General features: G+C 70.6%; 11 protein-coding genes. 6 read left to right on the forward strand and 5 right to left on the reverse strand.

All coding sequences use genetic code 11. The features are described 5' to 3' along the window. Positions 1 to 134 precede the first annotated feature (134 nt). Positions 135 to 1,106 (forward strand): pirin family protein, encoded by a 972-nt coding sequence (locus ACH4FH_RS04615; protein ID WP_398554254.1) that lies wholly within the window; start codon positions 135 to 137, stop codon positions 1,104 to 1,106. Positions 1,107 to 1,271: 165 nt separating this feature from the next. Then, on the forward strand, positions 1,272 to 2,402 hold the full coding sequence (locus tag ACH4FH_RS04620; RefSeq protein ID WP_398554255.1) for an AI-2E family transporter: 1,131 nt from the start codon (positions 1,272 to 1,274) through the stop codon (positions 2,400 to 2,402). On the opposite strand, the gene ACH4FH_RS04625 is transcribed toward ACH4FH_RS04620, so the two are convergent. Beyond that, on the reverse strand, positions 2,348 to 4,615 hold the full coding sequence (locus tag ACH4FH_RS04625) for a SpoIIE family protein phosphatase (protein WP_398554256.1): 2,268 nt from the start codon (positions 4,613 to 4,615) through the stop codon (positions 2,348 to 2,350). The two genes, ACH4FH_RS04620 and ACH4FH_RS04625, sit on opposite strands and share 55 nt — an antisense overlap. A gap of 269 nt (positions 4,616 to 4,884) precedes the next feature. Between ACH4FH_RS04625 and aspS the strand changes: the two genes are divergently transcribed. After that, on the forward strand, positions 4,885 to 6,648 hold the full coding sequence (gene aspS, locus ACH4FH_RS04630) for an aspartate--tRNA ligase (RefSeq protein ID WP_398554257.1): 1,764 nt from the start codon (positions 4,885 to 4,887) through the stop codon (positions 6,646 to 6,648). A 192-nt stretch (positions 6,649 to 6,840) separates the two neighbouring features. Here the strand turns inward: aspS and metG are convergent, their stop codons facing one another. The 4 genes from metG to ACH4FH_RS04650 form a co-directional block, all read right to left on the reverse strand. Beyond that, positions 6,841 to 8,559, reverse strand: coding sequence for a methionine--tRNA ligase (metG, locus tag ACH4FH_RS04635; RefSeq protein WP_398554258.1), 1,719 nt, complete (start codon positions 8,557 to 8,559; stop codon positions 6,841 to 6,843). 193 nt (positions 8,560 to 8,752) lie between these two features. Beyond that, positions 8,753 to 10,321, reverse strand: coding sequence for an MFS transporter (locus ACH4FH_RS04640; protein WP_398554259.1), 1,569 nt, complete (start codon positions 10,319 to 10,321; stop codon positions 8,753 to 8,755). Between the two features lie 155 nt (positions 10,322 to 10,476). Then, on the reverse strand, positions 10,477 to 11,352 hold the full coding sequence (locus ACH4FH_RS04645; protein WP_398554260.1) for a hypothetical protein: 876 nt from the start codon (positions 11,350 to 11,352) through the stop codon (positions 10,477 to 10,479). Between the two features lie 374 nt (positions 11,353 to 11,726). Further along, entirely contained in the window at positions 11,727 to 13,334 is a 1,608-nt protein-coding gene (locus ACH4FH_RS04650) for a VWA domain-containing protein (protein WP_398554261.1), read from the reverse strand. Positions 13,335 to 14,093: 759 nt separating this feature from the next. On the opposite strand from ACH4FH_RS04650, the gene ACH4FH_RS04655 reads away from it, so the two are divergent. The 3 genes from ACH4FH_RS04655 (at position 14,094) to ACH4FH_RS04665 (ending at position 18,560) form a co-directional block, all read left to right on the forward strand. Then, entirely contained in the window at positions 14,094 to 16,187 is a 2,094-nt protein-coding gene (locus ACH4FH_RS04655; RefSeq protein ID WP_398554262.1) for a PhoX family protein, read from the forward strand. 273 nt (positions 16,188 to 16,460) lie between these two features. Then, a complete protein-coding gene (locus ACH4FH_RS04660) occupies positions 16,461 to 17,753 on the forward strand; it encodes an alpha/beta hydrolase (RefSeq protein ID WP_398554263.1) in 1,293 nt (430 codons plus the stop codon). Positions 17,754 to 17,993: 240 nt separating this feature from the next. Beyond that, entirely contained in the window at positions 17,994 to 18,560 is a 567-nt protein-coding gene (locus tag ACH4FH_RS04665) for a VanZ family protein (protein ID WP_398554264.1), read from the forward strand. The last annotated feature ends 42 nt before the right edge of the window (positions 18,561 to 18,602 follow it).

Consider the following 18,602-nt stretch of genomic DNA (forward strand, 5'->3'; position numbering starts at 1 on the left):
GGGTGCTCCTCGCTCTCCCCTGAGCGGGTTTCCTACGCCGGTTGACCTGCGTGAACGCTCGCGGGAATGCCGCACGCCTTGCTAGTTGTTCACTCTTCAACTAAATTGAATGACGAACGACCGAGGAGGCCGTCATGCCCGCTGTGACCGTTGAGAACCCGCTGACCCTGCCGCGTGTGGCGGCGCCCGCCGAGGCCCGCACCCGACCGGTGCTCGCCGTCGCCACCGCGCCGAGCGGCTTCGAGGGCGAGGGCTTCCCCGTCCGCCGGGCCTTCGCCGGCATCGACTACAAGCACCTCGACCCGTTCATCATGATGGATCAGATGGGCGAGGTGGACTATCAGCCGGGGGAGCCGAAGGGCACCCCGTGGCACCCCCACCGTGGCTTCGAGACCGTCACCTACATCATCGACGGGATCTTCGACCACCAGGACTCCAACGGTGGCGGCGGCACCATCACCAACGGCGACACCCAGTGGATGACGGCCGGCTCCGGCCTCCTCCACATCGAGGCACCGCCGGAGCACCTCGTCATGTCCGGTGGCCTCTTCCACGGCCTGCAGCTGTGGGTGAACCTGCCGGCCAAGGACAAGATGATGCCCCCGCGCTACCAGGACATCCGCGGCGGCACCGTCCAGTTGCTGACGTCCGCGGACGGCGGTGCGCTGCTGCGTGTCATCGCCGGTGAGCTGGACGGCCACAGTGGGCCGGGCATCACGCACACGCCGATCACGATGCTGCACGCGACGCTTCGGCCGGGTGCGGAGATCACGCTTCCCTGGCGTGAGGACTTCAACGCCCTCGCGTACGTCCTCGCCGGGCGCGGCTCCGTCGGCGCCGAGCACCGGCCGGTGCACCTGGGCCAGGCGGCCGTGTTCGGCCCCGGTTCGTCGCTGACGGTTCGTGCGGACGAGAAGCAGGACGCGAACGCCCCGGATCTTGAGATCGTCCTTCTCGGCGGTCAGCCGATCCGGGAGCCGATGGCGCACTACGGGCCGTTCGTCATGAACACCAGGGAAGAGCTGCAGCAGGCGTTCGAGGACTTCCAGAAGGGCCGACTCGGCACGATCCCGGCCGTGCACGGGATGACCGAGGGCGGGCTGTAGGGCTCGCAAGGACCACATGCGGACGAGTCCGGCCCCGACAGGGACCGGGCTCGTCCGCGTTGTGCCGCGTTGTGCGATGCCGCCGGGATCGTCCTCGGCGCCGTAGGTGCTGTCGCCTGCCGGTTATTTCTGCCGCCCCCGGCCCGCCCGTGGTGGACTGTCCCGGTGCGAAACGATTCGGAACACGGGCGACGCGACGACGAGCGCGGCCGGGCGCCGCAGGAAGAGCCGCTGCTCCCCCTGGCGGCCCGCCGCGCCGCGGCATGGTGCGGGGTGGGGCTGCTGGTCACCGCCGTGGTGGCGGTGGGCGTGTGGGTGTTCGTCGAGCTGAGCGCGGCGCTCACGCCGGTACTGCTGGCACTCCTGGGCAGCGCGCTGCTCGGGCCGCTGTACCGGCGGCTGGTGGCGATGAAGCTCAACCGCTCCCTCGCTGCCGGGCTGACCTGCGCCGTCCTGCTGATCGTGGTCGGCGGCGCCGGCTACATCGTCGTCAGCGCGCTGGTCGACACCGGTGACCAGATCATCGCCTCGCTCAAGGAAGCCGCCAAGGACCTCTCCCAGCACGTCGGCTCGGCCGGCACCTCACTGGAGGACCTCGCCTCCAACGCCAAGGAACTGCTGGGCAAGTTCGGCGGCACCGCGGCGTCCGGGCTGCTGACGGGGGTCAGCGTCGTCGGTCAGGCCCTCGCCGCGGCGGTGCTCGCCCTGCTGCTGACGTTCTTCTTCCTGCGCGACTCGGACAAGGCCGTGCGCTCCCTGCACGACTGGGCGCCCGGCACCTCGGCGCCCCAGCTGGAGCGGATGGCCCGCCGCGGCTTCCAGGCCATCGAGGGCTTCATGCGCGGCACCACCTTCATCGCGCTGATCGACGCCCTCTGCATCACCGTGGGCCTGCTGATCCTCCAGGTGCCGGGGGCGCTGGGCCTGGGCGCACTGGTCTTCGTCGGCGCCTACATCCCCTACCTCGGCGCGTTCATCTCCGGCGCGGTGGCGATCCTGGTGGCGCTCGCGGACCGCGGCTTCGTGATCGCGCTGTGGGTGCTCGGCGTCGTCCTGGCCGTACAGGTGCTGGAGGGGCACGTCCTGCAGCCGATGATCCAGAGCCGTACCGTCCAGATGCACCCGGCGACGGTGATGCTGGCGATCACGGCCGGCGCGAGCGTCGCCGGAATCCTCGGCATGCTGCTGTCCGTACCGCTGACCGCTGCCGTCTCCGGCGTGCTCCACGAGCTGCGACGGCACTACGCCGCGGACTCGGGAGCCGACTCGGCGGGATCGTCCGCGAACTCCTCCTGACGGGACGGCCCCGGGCCGGCGTCCGAGGAGGGGGCGGGAGGCACCGGCAGGCCCGGCGCGCGCGCAGGTGCGAGGGGGTGCTGCGGCACCGCGTCGGCCTGCACGCCCTGGTCCTCGTCACTCTCGAACCAGATCGACTTGCCGTCCCCGCGCGGGTCCACGCCCCACGAGCCGGCCAGCAGGTCCATCAGGACCAGGCCGCGCCCCGAGGACGCCAGCTCGCCGGGGCTGCGGCGGTGCGGCAGTTCGTCGCTGCCGTCGGAGACCTCGACCCGCAGGCGCCGGCCGCCCCGCTCCCCGGAGATCTCGGCGACCAGCAGCGCGTCCCCGTCGGTGTGCGTGAGGACGTTGGTGACCATTTCGGAGACCAGCAGCACCGCTGAATCGACCTGGTCCGGGTCGGCCCAGTCGTGCAGCACGTCCCGGATCTGCCGGCGGGCCGCGGCTATCCGCTCCGGCTCGGCCTGCGCGACGGAGAGCACCGTGCGCCGTACGGGCTGCTGCGCCAGCCGACCACCGGTGCCCACCCCGCAGCTGCCGCCCTCGCGGGACAGCAGCAGGACCGCTATGTCGTCCTCGCGGCGGTCCACCAGCGGCCCGGTGGTGTGGTGCGAGGGCGGCCCGTGCACGGCCTGCACCAGGGTGTCGGCGAGCTTTTCCAGCGCCACGCCGTCCTCCCCGCCCTCGTACGCCTCGATGAGGTCGCGCAGCCGGGCCCAGCCGGTCTCCAGGTCGTGGCCGCCGGTCTCGATCAGCCCGTCGGTGCACACCAGCATGGTCTCGCCGGGCTCCAGGACGAGCCGGGTGGTCGGGTAGTCGGTGTCCGGGTCGATGCCCAGCGGCAGGCCGCCCGCGGTGGGGCGCACCAGGAGGGTGCCGTCGCTCATCCGGATCGCCGGGTCGGGGTGGCCGGCCCGGGCGATGTCGAGCAGGCCGGTCGCCGGGTCCACCTCGATGTACAGGCACGTCGCGAAGCGCTGGTCCTCGCCGTCGCCGCGGGACGCGGTCTCGTTGATCCCGGCCAGAAAGCGGGAGGCCCGGGAGAGCACCGCGTCGGGGTGGTGGCCCTCGGAGGCGTAGGCGCGCAGGGCGATCCGCAGCTGTCCCATCAGGCCGGCGGCCCGTACGTCGTGCCCTTGGACGTCCCCGATGACCAGGGCGATCCGGCCGGACGGCAGCGGAATCATGTCGTACCAGTCGCCGCCGACCTCCAGGCCGCCGCCGGTGGGGATGTAGCGGGCCGCGACCTTCATCCCGGGAATGTCCGGCTGGACCGTCGGCATCATGCTGCGTTGCAGCCCCACCGACAGCTCCTGCTGCGACTCCTGCACCCCGGCCCTGGCCAGTGCCTGGGCCAGCATCCGGGCGACGGTGGTGAGGACCGAGCGCTCATCGGGCGTGAAGGACACCGGCCGGTCGAATCCCGCCATCCAGGCGCCGACCGTCCGGCCGGCGTTGACCAGTGGCAGGAACGCCCACGACGTCCGGTCGAAGCGGGACGCCAGCGGCCAGGCGGCCGGAAAGCGGCTGCGGTAGTCGTCGGGCGTGGCGAGGTAGATCGCCCGGCCGGTCCTGATCACCTCGGCGGCCGGATAGTCGGTGTCCAGCGGCATGTCGAGGAACGGCTGCTCATCGCCTGCGTGGTGGCCGTGGTGGCCGATGACCGAGATCCGGTCGGCCTCGATCCCGAAGACGGCGAGGCCGTCCGGCATGAATCCCGGCATGGAAAGGCCGGCCGCCACCCGCAGCACCTCGGCGGTGGAGCGGGCCTCGGCCAGGGCCCGTCCCGCGTCGAGCAGGAACGCCTCACGGGAGCGGCGCCAGTCGCCGGTGATGGGGGTGTGCGCGGCGGCGGTGCCCGGCTGCGGCTCGGGGACCTCCTGGAGGGTGCCGACCAGCTCGAAGTCACCGTCGACCATGCGGGGGCGGGAGCGGGAGCGGACGATCCGCAGCACCCTGCCGCGCTCGTCGACGATCCGTAGCCGGGCCTCGGCCAGCGTCTCCTCGGCGATGGCGAGATTGACCACCCCGTTGATCTCGGCGAAGTCGACGGGATGAAAACGGGAGCGCACCGCGGCCTCGGTCAGTTCGACGGGCTCCGCGGGTAGCCCGAGCAGCCGGGCGGCTTCGGCGTCGAGGGTCACCCGGCCCGTCGCGTTGTCCCAGCGCCACAGGCCGGTCGCGATGGCGGCCAGGAGATCCTTGGTGCGCATTGCATCACTTTAGGTGGGTTTGGCGGAGCCCGGCCAGTGAGCTGGATGTGACCATCGTCCCAACCGCGCTCCCCCGCTCGCCCTCGGGCGAATCCTGATGGGTATATGTCAACGAAACGGCGGGGGCCGGGGCGGTAACCTGGAGCGGTTATGCCAACACTGGGGTGGTCTTTCGGGTGATCCGCCGGGTGATCGATCGGGCGTTCGAGTCCCGTGTCTCCCCTTCTCCCACAACTCCCCACCTCGACTCGCGACGACTTGGATGAGCGATGCATCGGTACCGGTCCCATAACTGCGGCGAGCTCCGAGCCGCGGACGTCGACACCGACGTCCGCCTCAGCGGCTGGCTGCACAATCGTCGTGACCTGGGCGGCATCCTCTTCATCGATCTGCGCGACCACTACGGTCTGGTGCAGCTCGTCGCCCGTCCCGGCACCCCCGCCAACGAGGCGCTCGGCTCGCTGACCAAGGAGTCCGTCGTCCGCATCGACGGCAAGGTCAGCGCGCGCGGCGCGGACAACGTCAACCCCGACCTGCCGACCGGCGAGATCGAGATCGAGGTCGGCGCGGTCGAGGTGCTCGGCGCCGCCGAGCAGATCCCCTTCACGATCAACGCGGACGACGGTGTCAACGAGGAGAAGCGCCTCGAATACCGCTTCCTGGACCTGCGCCGCGAGCGCATGCACCGCAACATCCTGCTGCGCACCGCCGTCATCTCCGCCATGCGGCACAAGATGACCGCGATGGGCTTCAACGAGATGGCGACGCCCATCCTGTCCGCGACGTCCCCCGAGGGCGCCCGCGACTTCCTGGTCCCCTCCCGGCTGCACGCCGGCAGGTTCTACGCGCTGCCGCAGGCTCCGCAGCAGTTCAAGCAGCTGCTGATGATCGCCGGCTTCGACCGCTACTTCCAGATCGCGCCCTGCTTCCGCGACGAGGACGCCCGCGCGGACCGTTCGCCGGGCGAGTTCTACCAGCTCGACGTCGAGATGAGCTTCGTCGAGCAGGAGGACGTCTTCGGTCCGATCGAGCAGCTGATGACCGAGCTCTTCACCGAGTTCGGCAACGGCCGCAAGGTGACCTCCCCCTTCCCGCGCATCCCGTTCCGCGAGTCGATGCTCAAGTACGGCTCCGACAAGCCGGACCTGCGTGCCGAGCTGGAGCTGGTGGATGTCTCCGACGTCTTCGCGGGCTCCGGCTTCAAGGCCTTCGCCGGCAAGCACGTACGCGCGCTGGCCGTGCCGGACACCGCCGACCAGTCGCGGAAGTTCTTCGACCAGATGGGTGACTTCGCCGTCCAGCAGGGCGCGAAGGGCCTGGCCTGGGTCCGGGTCGGCGACGACAACACGCTGAGCGGCCCGATCGCCAAGTTCCTTACCGAGGACGACGTGAAGTCGCTGGTCGCGGCGCTGGACCTCAAGCCGGGTCACGCGATCTTCTTCGGCGCCGGTGAGTTCGACGAGGTCTCCAAGATCATGGGCGCGGTCCGCGTCGAGGCGGCCAAGCGCACCGGGCACTTCGTCGAGGACGAGTTCCGCTTCTGCTGGATCGTCGACTTCCCGATGTTCGAGAAGGACGAGGACACCGGAAAGATCGAGTTCTCGCACAACCCCTTCTCCATGCCGCAGGGCGGCCTGGAGGCGCTGGAGACCAAGGACCCGCTGGACATCCTGGCCTGGCAGTACGACATCGTCTGCAACGGCACCGAGCTGTCCTCCGGCGCGATCCGTAACCACGAGCCCGAGGTCATGTACAAGGCCTTCGCGATCGCCGGTTACGACAAGGACGCCGTCGAGGCGGAGTTCGGCGGCATGCTCCGCGCCTTCAAGTTCGGCGCCCCGCCGCACGGCGGCATCGCCCCCGGCGTCGACCGCATCGTCATGCTGCTGGCCGACGAGCCCAACATCCGCGAGACCATCGCCTTCCCGCTCAACGGCAACGCCCAGGACCTGCTGATGGGCGCCCCGAGCGAGGTCGAAGAGGCCCGGCTGAAGGAGCTCCACCTGTCGATCCGCAAGCCGCAGGTGAAGTAGCGGCGGCGGCACGTTCACCGGCCGAGGGCCCGGGACCCGCGAGGGTGCCGGGCCCTCGGCCGTGCCGCGTGCGGTGCGCTGCCGGGTGCGCGCTGCCTGCCAGGTGCGGTGTTCCGGGCCCGGAACACCGCATGCCCCCGGACCGGTCGGTCCGAGGGCATGCAGGAAAGGGGTGCTGGGGCGCCCGCTCGCTCAGGCGTCGTCCTCGCCGCCGAAGCGCTCGCGGTAGGACTCCAGGTCGTCCTCGGTGACCTTCGCGAAGAGCACCGGCGGCACGGTGAAGGGCGTGCCCGCGGGAACCGAGGCCAGCGCCTTCGCCTCCTCCGGGGAGACCCACACGGCCGTGTCGTTCTCCAGAGTGAAGGCGTCCCGCATGGCCTTCGCCGATGCCGGGATGAACGGCTCGGAGACGATGGCGTACAGGTGGATGAGGTTCATGGCCGTCCGCAGCGTCAGCGCCGCCGCGTCCTTGTCAGTCTTGATCTCCAGCCACGGGGCCTTCTCCTCCAGGTAGACGTTGCCCGCGCTCCACAGGGCGCGCAGCGAGGCAGCCGCCTTGCGGAACTGGAGGGCCTCCATGTGGCCCTCGTACTCGGCCAGCAGCCCGGCGATCTCCTCGCCCAGCTTCTGCTCCGCGGCGCCCGCCTCCGCGCCCGCCGGCACGTCGTCGCCGAACCGCTTGCGCGAGAAGGACAGCACCCGGTTGACGAAGTTGCCGAGGGTGTCCGCGAGGTCCTTGTTGACCGACGCGGAGAACAGCTCCCAGGTGAAGGACGTGTCGTCCGACTCGGGGGCGTTGGCGATGAGGAAGTAGCGCCAGTAGTCGGCGGGCAGCAGCTCCAGGGCGGCGTCCGTGAAGATGCCGCGCTGCTGCGACGTCGAGAACTTCCCGCCGTAGTAGTTCAGCCAGTTGAAGGCCTTGAGGAAGTCGACCTTCTTCCACGGCTCGCGGGTGCCGAGCTGGGTGGCGGGGAACATCACCGAGTGGAACGGGACGTTGTCCTTGGCCATGAACTCGGTGTAGCGGACGTCGTCGGCCTCGTACCACCAGGACTTCCAGTCGCGCTCCTCCGGCGCCTGGTCCGCCCACTCCTTCGTCGACCCGATGTACTCGATCGGGGCGTCGAACCAGACGTAGAAGACCTTGCCCTCGGCCGCCAGCTCGGGCCACACATCGGCCGGCACCGGGACGCCCCAGTCCAGGTCGCGGGTGATCGCGCGGTCCTGGAGACCTTCCGTCAGCCACTTGTGCGCGATGGAGGAGGCGAGGGTCGGCCAGTCCTTGCTGCCGTTGCCCTCCAGCCAGCCCTCGACCTCGTGCTGGAGCTTCGACTGGAGCAGGAAGAGGTGCTTGGTCTCCCGCACCTCCAGCTCACCGCTGCCGCTGATCGCCGAGCGCGCGTCGATCAGGTCGGTCGGGTCCAGGACGCGGGTGCAGTTCTCGCACTGGTCGCCGCGCGCCTTGTCGTAGCCGCAGTGCGGGCAGGTGCCGACGATGTAGCGGTCGGGCAGGAAGCGGTCGTCGGCGATCGAGAAGACCTGGCGGATCGCCCGCTCCTCGATGAATCCGTTCTCCTGCAGCTTGCGCGCGAAGTGCTGCGTCAGCTCGACGTTCTCCGGCGAGGAGCTGCGGCCGAAGTAGTCGAACTGCAGGCTGAAGCCTTCGTAGATCGCCTTCTGCTTGTCGTGCTGCTCGGCGCAGAACGCGTCGACCGACTGCCCGGCGGCCTTGGCGGCCAGCTCCGCGGGCGTGCCGTGCTCGTCCGTCGCGCAGATGTAGAGCACGTCGTGCCCGCGCTGACGCATATACCGGGCATAGACATCGGCCGGGAGCATGGACCCCACCATGTTGCCCAGGTGCTTGATCCCGTTGATATACGGAAGGGCGCTGGTGATGAGGTGTCGAGCCATTGCCGGCTGCTCCCAAGTCGCTACGGTGAGTGAGGATTTGCTTTACGGAACGTCAATATCGTACTGGACGGGGTGGGGGCGTCCGCGCGGGCTTTTACGGGTCCGCCGGCGCCCTCACGCACCAGGGTGCACGGGGGCAGGGGAACGCGGACGGCGTGCCGGAGTCGCCGCCGTCAGGTGCTCGGAGGCGGGCTCACACGGGTGCGTCGGCGGATGCCGCGCGGTCCGCCGGGGCCTCGCCGTGCTGCGGCGCGCGTGCGGTGACCATCAGCCCGGCGATGAGCGCGGCCAGCAGCATGACCCCGGCCGCCACTCCGATCGCCACGTTGAACCCGTGCACCACGCCCTCCTTGATCACGGAGTCCCGCAGGGCCGGGGTGAGACGGCCGCCGTTGTCCTGTGTGGCCTGGATGAGATGGCTCCCGATGTACGTCGCGCTGGTCGACGTCGCGATCGTGTTCAGCAGGGCCGTCCCGATCGAACCGCCCACCTGCTGCGCGGTGTTGACGGTCGCCGAGGTGACGCCGGAATCCCGCGGCGCCACTCCGGCCGTCGCGGTCGCCATCACCGGCATGAAGATCAGGCCCATGCCGAGGCCGACGAGGAGTTCGGCGGGCAGGACGTGCGAGACGAACGCGGGCTCCGCCGTCAGGTACGTCAGCAGATACAGCCCCACGGCGACGAGCACCGCACCCGGCACCAGCAGGATGCGCGGGGCGAGGCGGTGCAGCAGGCGGGCCGAGATCTGGGTCGAGCCGATGATGATCATCGCCGTCATCGGCAGGAACGCCAGGCCCGTGCGGAGCGGCGAGTATCCGAGCACGACCTGGAGGTAGTAGGTCATGAACAGGAACATGCCGAACAGCGCGATGAGGGCAAGACCCATGGTCAGGAACGCGCCGGCGCGGTTGCGGTCCCGCACGATGTGCAGCGGCAGCAGCGGGTGGCGGGCCCGGCCCTGCCACCAGGTGAAGGCCACCAGCAGGAGCGCGCCACCCAGCAGCGCCGTGAGCACCAGGGCGTCGCCCCAGCCCCGCGGCTGGGCCTCACTGCACCCGTAGACGATGGCGACCAGTCCGCCGCAGCCCAGCACCGCACCCGGTACGTCCAGGTGGGCGCGGCCGCGAACGGGCTTCGCGTGCAGGAAGACCATCGCGCCGACCAGGGCGAGGGCCGCGACGGGGATGTTGACGTACAGGCACCAGCGCCAGTTCAGGTACTCCGTCAGCAGGCCGCCTGCGATCAGTCCTATCGCCGCGCCGCCGCCCGCGATGGCACCGTAGATCCCGAAGGCCTTGCTGCGTTCCTTGCCGATGGTGAACGTCGTGGTCAGCAAGGACAGGGCGGCCGGCGCCAGCAGTGCCCCGAAGGCGCCCTGGAGGGCGCGGGCCCCGAACAGCAGCCCGGAACTGGATGCCGCGCCGCCCAGCCCGGAGGCGATCGCGAAGCCGACGAGGCCGAGCATGAAGGTCTTCTTCCGCCCCACCAGGTCGGCGATCCGGCCACCGAGCAGCAGCAGCCCGCCGAAGGCGAGCGTGTAGGCGGTGATCACCCACTGCCGGTTGGCGTCCGACATCCCGAGGTCGCGCTGTGCCGAGGGCAGGGCGATGTTCACGATCGTCGCGTCCAGCACCACCATCAGCTGGGCGAGCGCGATCACCACGAGCCCCCACCAGCGGTGCGGATCCGGTTTCTGCTCCACTGCCCAACTGGGAGTGGTGCCGGGAGTCGGAGCGCTTCCCGTTCGGCCCGCTTCGCTCATCAAGACCCGCCTCCGCCGGTCGTCGGCCCGGCGGAGGCGTACGGCCGCTCGCCGGTACGGCCACTCCCCGCTGCCCGTACATAAACGAGCAACAGGGATATTTCACCCACTCAGCCTAGGCAGCTCGGCGCTACCTCGCACGGGGGCGGGGCCGGTCAGCCCAGCGGGGCCGTGACCTCGGTGCGGATCTTGCCCGCCTTGTCGGCGAGTGCCTGCAGATCGACCGACGCCGGATCCTTCGACAATTCCGTGGCATCGGTTTCGGCGACATTGCCGCTGGTGCTGGAATCGGCCCATACGCAGAATCCCAGAGTGATCTTCTGGCCCATCTGCTGACGCACATCCACACCGCAGGTCAGCGGCTTTCCGCCGCCGCTCGGCGTGAACTCCTTGTCATCAACGGCGACTTCGGTCTTTCCGTCCTTGGTCATGCCCTGGATGGTGTGGTCGATCGCCAGCTCGGGGTCGTCGATGGTGCCGTAGATGCCGAGCATCACCATCGATTTCGTGCCGCTGGTGTACTGCCCTCCGACGGTCTTCATGCCGTGCGAATTGCTCCCGTCGGTCGGCACCGAACTCTGGGCCTCCTGGGAGATGTCCTTGGACAGCTTGTACTCCCCGCCGACGAGCGTCCGCGGCACCGTGATCTTGTATTTCGGCCCGGTGTCTGCGGAGCTCCCGCCGCTCGCGCCGCCCCGGAAGATGCCGGTGGACACCAGGGTGCCGATCACGAGGACGCCGGCTATCGCGCCGAGGATGCCCCAGACCTTGGCGGTGCCGCTCTTCGGCGGAATCGGTGGCATGCCGGGGCCGCCGTAGCCGTACGGCGTTTGCTGGGGCGCGCCGAACTGAGGGGGCGGCGGCCCGCCGTAGGCCGGTTGTCCGTACGCCCCGGGGGCCTGGGGGCCCGGCTGAGGCGGCTGCTGCGGATAGCCGCCCGGCGGGCCGGGCTGTGGCACGCCGGGCTGGGCGCCGTATCCCGGATTGGCCCCGTATCCGTATCCGGATTGCGGCTGCTGCGGCGTGCTCATTCTTTCTCCCCCAGGTGATGTGCGCCCCGGTAAATGCGGCCGGAGTCGGACGCCCACCATAGCTGCGGGGGTCTCTTCGGGCCGCGCGAGAGGGAGGTGTTCGGCAATGGAGGGTCCGGTTCTGCGGGTATTTATCCGCGCAATTCCGGGCCGGCACACACCGCTTGAATGCGGGGATGTATCCGTTGTGCGTATCCGGGTGCGCTTTCTCCGGGCCGGCGTGGTGGGCGGAAAGCAATGAAGCGAAAGGGAGTTGGCGGATCCGGATCCGGATGCGGATGCGGCGGGCGGTGCCGGGCGGAAACGCGTCGGCCGCGGCGGGCCCGGTGGGGCCCGGCCGCGGCCGGTGGTGGTGAATGCGTGGGCGGGTGGGGTCAGTTGTCCTTGAGGACCCCGGCGGCGCGGGCCTCGGTGAGCCACTCGGGGAACTCGACCATCAGCTGCTGGTACAGCTCGTCGGGCGAGAGGCCGCGGGGGTCACGGCCGGCGTGGAAGAAGCCGGCGTTGTCGACGACACGCTTGTCCGGTACGGCCAGGTCGTCGAGCTTGCGAAGGAAGTCGAAGCCCTTCGCGTCCGGGTCACCGAAGCCGATGAACTGCCAGAAGATCGGGAGCCCGGCCGCCTCGCACAGCGCCTTCTCGGCCGCCGGCTTGGAGGTCGGCGCGCCGTCGGTCTGGAAGATGACGAAGGCGGGGGCGGTGCTGCCGGACTTCTTGTAGTGCTCGACCACGGCGTTGATCGCCCAGTGGTAGTTGGTACGGCCCATGTGGCCGAGGCCCGCGTGCAACTCCTCGATCCGGCCCTCGTAGTGGGCGAGGTCCAGCTCCGCGGAGCCGTCGATGTCGGTGGAGAAGAAGACGACCGGGACGGTGCCGTCGTCATCGAGATTGGCGGAGAGGCCGAGGGCCTGCTCGGCGAGGTTCTGGACCGTGCCGTCCTTGTAGTAGTTCCGCATCGAGCCGGAACGGTCGAGGACCAGGTAGACGGCGGCGCGCTGGGTGGCGAGGCCGTGCTTCTCCAGGGTGGTGGACGCGGCCTTGTAGAGGCTGACCAGGCCGGGTGCGGTGGCTTCGACCTTGCTGAGGGAGAGCGCCGGGGAGGCAACTGCATCCTTCGGAGCGTCCAGGTCGTCCGCTGCCGGGGTGGTGGCAGGGGTGGCAGCGGTGGCCTTGGAGGTCGCGGCGGCGGGCTCGGGCTTGGCCTCGGGCTTCGGCTCCACCTTTGCGGCGGGCGCCGGCTCGGCCTTCGGCTCGGCCTTCGGCTTCGGCTCGGCCTTCGCGGGCTTGTCCGCTGCCGGCTTCACGGCCTTCGCGGGCTTTACGGCCTTCGCCGGCTTCACGGCCTCCGTCGGCTCGGCGGCCGGGGCCGGGCTCGCGGCCGGCTTGTCGAACGCCTGGCTCACCAGGTCGGAGATGGTGTCGGAGGTGTCGGGGGTACCGGTCGCGGGGGTGGCCGCGGACGTTGACGACTCCTCAGCGACCTCAGCGACCTCAGCGGTCTCGGTGGCCTTGGGGGCCTTCCCCTCCTTCGACTTCGCCTCCTTCGACTTCGACGCCGCCGCCTTCGCGTCGCTCTCCGTCTCCGGCTCGTCAGCGACGCTGGAGGCGGTGGCCGCGGCCGGCTTGTCGGCCTCCTTGGCCTCCTTGGCCGAGGGCCGGGCCGACTCGGGCTCGGACTCGGTCCGTACGGCCGACTCCTCGCGTGCCGGAGCCTCCGTACGGTCGTCAAGCGGGCTGCCCTGGGCCGGCAGCGATGCCGTCGTCGGGGTGGGCTCCGGTGCGGCGGCCTCGGTGGGGGCCGTGCGGGCGGCCGGGACCTCCGCTTCGGGGGCGGCGGTGGCGGATACCGGGGTGGACTCCTCGCGGGCCTCCGGAATCGTCGCCGATTCCGGCGTATCGGCGCCGCTCGGTGCCGCGCCGGTTTCTTCACGGGTCGCCTTGGAGCGACCGAAAGCGTTGCGCAGCAGACTCCGAATGCCCATCGGCGGACCTCTCTTGCGTGTGGTGGGTGCGGCGAATGTCCGTGAAGCACAGACATGTCCCTGACCAGGACGGATACGTAAGGGTAGCGGCCTGCACCTGCCTCATCGTGGGACCCCGCGCCTTGTGTGGTGGGCCATCCGGGGGTGGCTGGGCACGATCTGGTTTCGGCCAGGGGGCGTGCGTCGCGGAGGCGCGGGGAGCCGATGGCCTGTGGCGCGGCGCGATGCGCGGCCGGTGTGCCTCCGCGCCGGGCTTCTGACCAGGGACGGGCCGGGACAACGGACGACGGGGCGGGGTGCGGTGGGCACTCTTTGGCCTCCCGGTGAGGGGCGCACGCGGAGCTCGCAAGTGGGGCGCACGCATGGAGCGAGGTGACGCCAACTCGTCGCCAATTCGTCACCCGGGAAGCGGCACGCGCCCCTCACGAGGTCACTGACCCGCCGTAAGGCGACCGGCCCTGCCGGCCTCGGTGAGCCGGCGAACCCCTATCGAATCGGTACACCCGTTCCCCGCCCGCCGTTTGACCGTCCGTAGGGAGGCGCGGGGTCTCCTGGCGCCCCGGATGACTCCTGGTGGTCCCGGATTCACCGCACGTTCATGTTTGCGATGCCGTCCGGCGGGGCGGTGCCCTTAGCGTCACGGCGAATCGTTCGACGCCGTTCGATGCCCTTTCGATGCCTCGGGCCCTGACGGGCGCGGGCCGCGGCCGGCGGAGGGTGCGGGCGGTTCGTCCACGGATTCATACCAAGGGGGAGAGCGTGCGCAAGTTCCTGCCGCTGATCGGCTCGCATCCCGGCGGGCGTTCGGCCATGACCTGCCGGTACCGCTGTGGCGACGCCTGTTTTCACGAGACGCCGAATGTGAGCGACAACGACTATGTCGGTGATGTCATCACCGGTGCGCTGTCGCGGCGTTCGGTCGTGCGAGCGGCTGCCGTGGTGACCGTCGCGGGGGCGGCCGGCGGTGCGCTGCCGCTCGGCGCCGGAGCGCAGGAGGCCGCCGCCGCGCAGGCCGACGGCCCCGCGCCCGCGGGCCAGGGCGCCACGGGCGGCAAGACCGGCAAGGCCGCGCGGGGGCTGCGGTTCGCGACCGTGGCCCCGAACACCGCCGATGCGGTGGTGGTGTCCGAGGGCCATGAGCAGAATGTCGTCATTCGCTGGGGTGACCCGATTCTGCGGGGTGCGCCGGCCTTCCACCCCGACCGGCAGTCGGCCGCGGCGCAGTCCGGGCAGTTCGGCTACAACAACGACTACATGGCCGTACTGGACCTGCCGGGCGAGCGGGACCGGCAGCTGCTGGTCATCAACCACGAGTACACCGACGAGCAGTTGATGTTCGCCGGATACGACCCGGATGCGCCGACCCGTGAGCAGGCCGAGATCGGCTGGGCGGCCCATGGGCTGTCCGTGCTCGTCGCGCAGGAGGAGCGGCGCACCGGCAAGCTGACGGCGGTGACCCGCCACCACCTCAACCGGCGGATCACCGGCACCACGCCGTTCGAGGTCACCGGACCGGCCGCGGGCAGCGATCTGCTGAAGACGTCCGCGGACCCCGAGGGCACCCGCATCCTCGGCACGCTCAACAACTGCGGTGGCGGCATCACGCCCTGGGGCACGGTGCTGTCCGGCGAGGAGAACTTCAACCAGTACTTCGCCAACGCGGGCTCCGTCACCGACCCGGTGGCCGCCGCCCGGCTCAAGCGGTACGGGCTCACCGGAGCCGCCAGCGAGCGGAAGTGGGAGCGCTTCGACAAGCGGTTCGACGTCGCCCGCGAGCCGAACGAAGTGCATCGCTTCGGATGGGTGGTGGAGATCGACCCGTTCGACCCGGACGCGACCCCGCGCAAGCTGACGGCGCTCGGACGGTTCAAGCACGAGGCCGCCGAGCCGCGGCTGACGGCGGACGGCCGGCCCGTCCTCTACATGGGCGACGACGAGAAGTTCGACTACTTCTACAAGTTCGTCGCCAACAAGCGCATGAAGCGGGGCGGCGGGCGGGCCGCGCGGGAGCACAACCGCACGCTGCTGGACGAGGGGACCCTGTACGCGGCCAAGTTCACCGGGGACAGCGCCCCGCAGGAGATCGACGGCTCCGGGAAGCTCCCCAAGGACGGCGAGTTCGACGGGTCGGGCGAGTGGATCGCACTGGCGAGCGGGGACACGTCGTACGTGCCGGGCATGACCGCCGAGGAGGTCTACGTCTTCACCCGGCTCGCCGCCGACAAGGTGGGCGCCACGAAGATGGACCGCCCCGAGGACGTCGAGCCCAGCCCGCGCACCGGGCGGGTCTATGTCGCGCTGACGAACAACAGCGACCGGGGGAAGGCCGGCAAGGCCGCCGCGGACGAGGTGAACCCGCGCAACGGCAACAAGCACGGGCAGATCCTGGAGCTGACCGAGCACCGGGACGACCCGTCGGCGCACCGCTTCCACTGGCGGCTCTTCCTGGTGTGCGGTGACCCGGAGGACCCGGCCACGTACTACGGCGGATTCCCCAAGGACCAGGTCAGCCCGATCTCCTGCCCGGACAACCTCACCTTCGACGCGTACGGGAACCTGTGGATCTCGACGGACGGCAACGCGCTGGGCAGCCATGACGGGCTGTTCGGTGTGGCGACCGCGGGGGAACGGCGGGGCCAGGTCCGGCAGTTCCTGACCGTGCCGAACGGGGCCGAGACCTGCGGCCCGATCGTGCAGGACCGCCGGGTGCTGGTCGCGGTGCAGCACCCGGGCGAGCTGGACGGCGCGAGTGTGGAGAAGCCGGCGTCGCAGTGGCCCGACGGGCCGGACACGCTGGTGCGCCCGTCCGTGGTGAGCGTCTGGCGCATGGACGGGCGGAACATCGGGGTCTGACCCCCGCCGTCCACCCCGCGCGAGCCGGGCGCCCCTGTATCCGGGGGGAGGGGCGCCCGGCCGCCGGGGAACTGCCCCAGGTGCGGCCCGGCCCGCCACATCACGCCGCGGAAACGAGGAGGCAAGAGCTGGGTAAGAAGTAGGTCGTTCAGGTATCCGATGCGCAGGTGCGCCCATCTTCTCCGGTGACCATTGTCCTGAGCCGCCCGTTGTGCCTCTAGGCGGCCGGTAAAAGGCAAGAACCCTTTCGAGGGTGACGGGAGATGTAGGCGCATGGGGCTGACCAGTCAGTCGCTCGAATACACGGTGGTCGTGCTGGCCCTGGCCTGTGTGGCCGCCACGGTCCGGTTCTGGCCCCGGCTGTCGCGGCGCGGGGTGCGGCCCGTCCTGGGCAGGCTCGGTGCCATCGTGGTCACGCAGCTGTCGATCGTGTCCGCCCTCGCGCTGGCGGTGAATTCCAGCTTCCAGTTCTACGGCAGCTGGGACGAGCTGCTGGGCAACAACGAGAAGGCCCCGGTGTCGGTGAACGCCGGTGACGGGCAGTACGCCTCCGTCGGGAGTCTCAAGGGCGGTCTGGTCCAACCGGCCGGTCCGCAGGGCCTCGATCAGGTGAGCGGGCTGCCCAAGGGCCCGGCGGACAAGGTCGGCAAGGTCGAGTCCGTACGCATCATGGGGCGGCGCTCGCGCGCCATCAACCCCGGGTTCGTCTATCTCCCGCCGCAGTACTTCCAGCAGCAGTTCCGCCGGCAGCGCTTCCCCGTCATGGTCGTCATCAGCGGATACCCCGGCGGCATCATGAACCTCGCGCAGCATCTCCAGGTGCCGCAGAACGCGGGGCGGCTGATCGCGCAGGGCAGGATGCAGCCGACGGTGATCGTGATGGTGCGCCCCACGATCGCGCCGCCGCGTGACACCGAGTGCGTCGATGTGCCGGGCGGGCCGCAGGCCGAGACGTTCTTCACGCAGGATCTGCCGGAGGCGATGAAGTCGGCCTACCGCGTCGGCCGGGACCCCAGTGCCTGGGGCGCGTTCGGGTACTCGTCCGGTGGCACCTGCTCGCTCCAGCTGGCGATGCGCAACCCGAAGGTCTACACCTCGGCCGTCTCGCTCTCCGGTGACTACGCCATCAAGGACGACCTCACCACGGGCAGCCTGTTCGGTACCGGCGCGGCCGGCGCGCAGCGGGAGCGCGAGCACGATCTGCTGTGGCGGCTCGCGCATCTGCCCGCGCCGCAGGTCTCCGCGCTGGTGGCCAGCAGCCGCCAGGGCGAGCCGGGGTACCCGGACACCATGAAGTTCCTGCGTGCGGCGAAGTCGCCGATGACGGTCGACTCGATCATCCTGCCGCGGGGCAGCCACCAGTTCGCGACGTGGCGGCGTGAGGTCGTCCCGGCCCTGGAGTGGCAGAGCCGGCAGCTGACGTTCCCGCAGGACACCGAGCCGGCCGGGACCCAGCGTTCGCCGGGGCCGGCTCCGGCGAACGGGGCGGCGGGGCCCGAGGCGCCGGCCGCGTCGCCGTCGCCCTCCGACCGCAAGCGGGTGGAGGCGGAACCGTCGCGGGGATGAGGGGCCGCGCGGTGCGGCGGGAGTGAGGTGGGAGGGGGTGCCGGCGGTCCGGCGCCCCCTCTTCGTCCGTCCCGCCGCATGGTTCGGCCTACCGGGGGTAATCGAACTTTCCGGCCGGTACGGAGGGGTCAGTAACCGAGCAGGGCGGCAGGGACGCGGACGTACGCCGTGGGTGGCGTGTCCGATGCGGACCTGTCCGGCCGGACGCCCGGCACGTGACGCACCCCTGGGAGAGGTCTCATGACGCGTACCCAGCAGGACGGCGATACCTGGCAGCTCCGCGACGTTCGGGCCCCGATGGCCGTCCGGGTTCTGCTGCTGGTGGCGGCCTTCGCCGCGATGGTGGCGTTCGCGGCGGTACTGGCCCGGCTCACCCTGACGCCGTCGGCGTCCTCGGTGCCGCTGACCCACCCCAACCTCCATCCGGGGGACTCGATCCGCGACTATCTCGGCCAGCCGCACCTGGCCGACACGGTGAAGCAGCTCGGCGGCAACATCGTGCTCGGTGTGCCGTTCGGGGTGCTGCTGCCGGTGCTCGCGCCCGGGGCCCGTGGGACGCTCCGGGTCGGGGCCGCCACGGCGGTGGTGATGCTGCTGGTGGAGCTGGTGCAGGGGGCGCTCATCACCGGGCGGGCCTTCGACATCGACGACGTGATTCTCAACTGCACCGGCGCGCTGATCGGCTATCTGCTGCTGGGGCGCAGGCTGGGCCGTGCGGTGCACCTGCGGCGCCGCCACTGGTGGCAGCGGTTCGGCGGTGCCCGACGGGTGGGGCGGGTCGAGGCCGTTGCGGAAAAGCGCAGTTGAGGCGTTGCCGGTGCTCGGTGCTCGGTGCTCGGTGCTCGGTGC

Origin of the sequence: Streptomyces sp. NPDC017993 (assembly GCF_044328065.1) — a bacterium.
GTDB lineage: Bacteria > Actinomycetota > Actinomycetes > Streptomycetales > Streptomycetaceae > Streptomyces.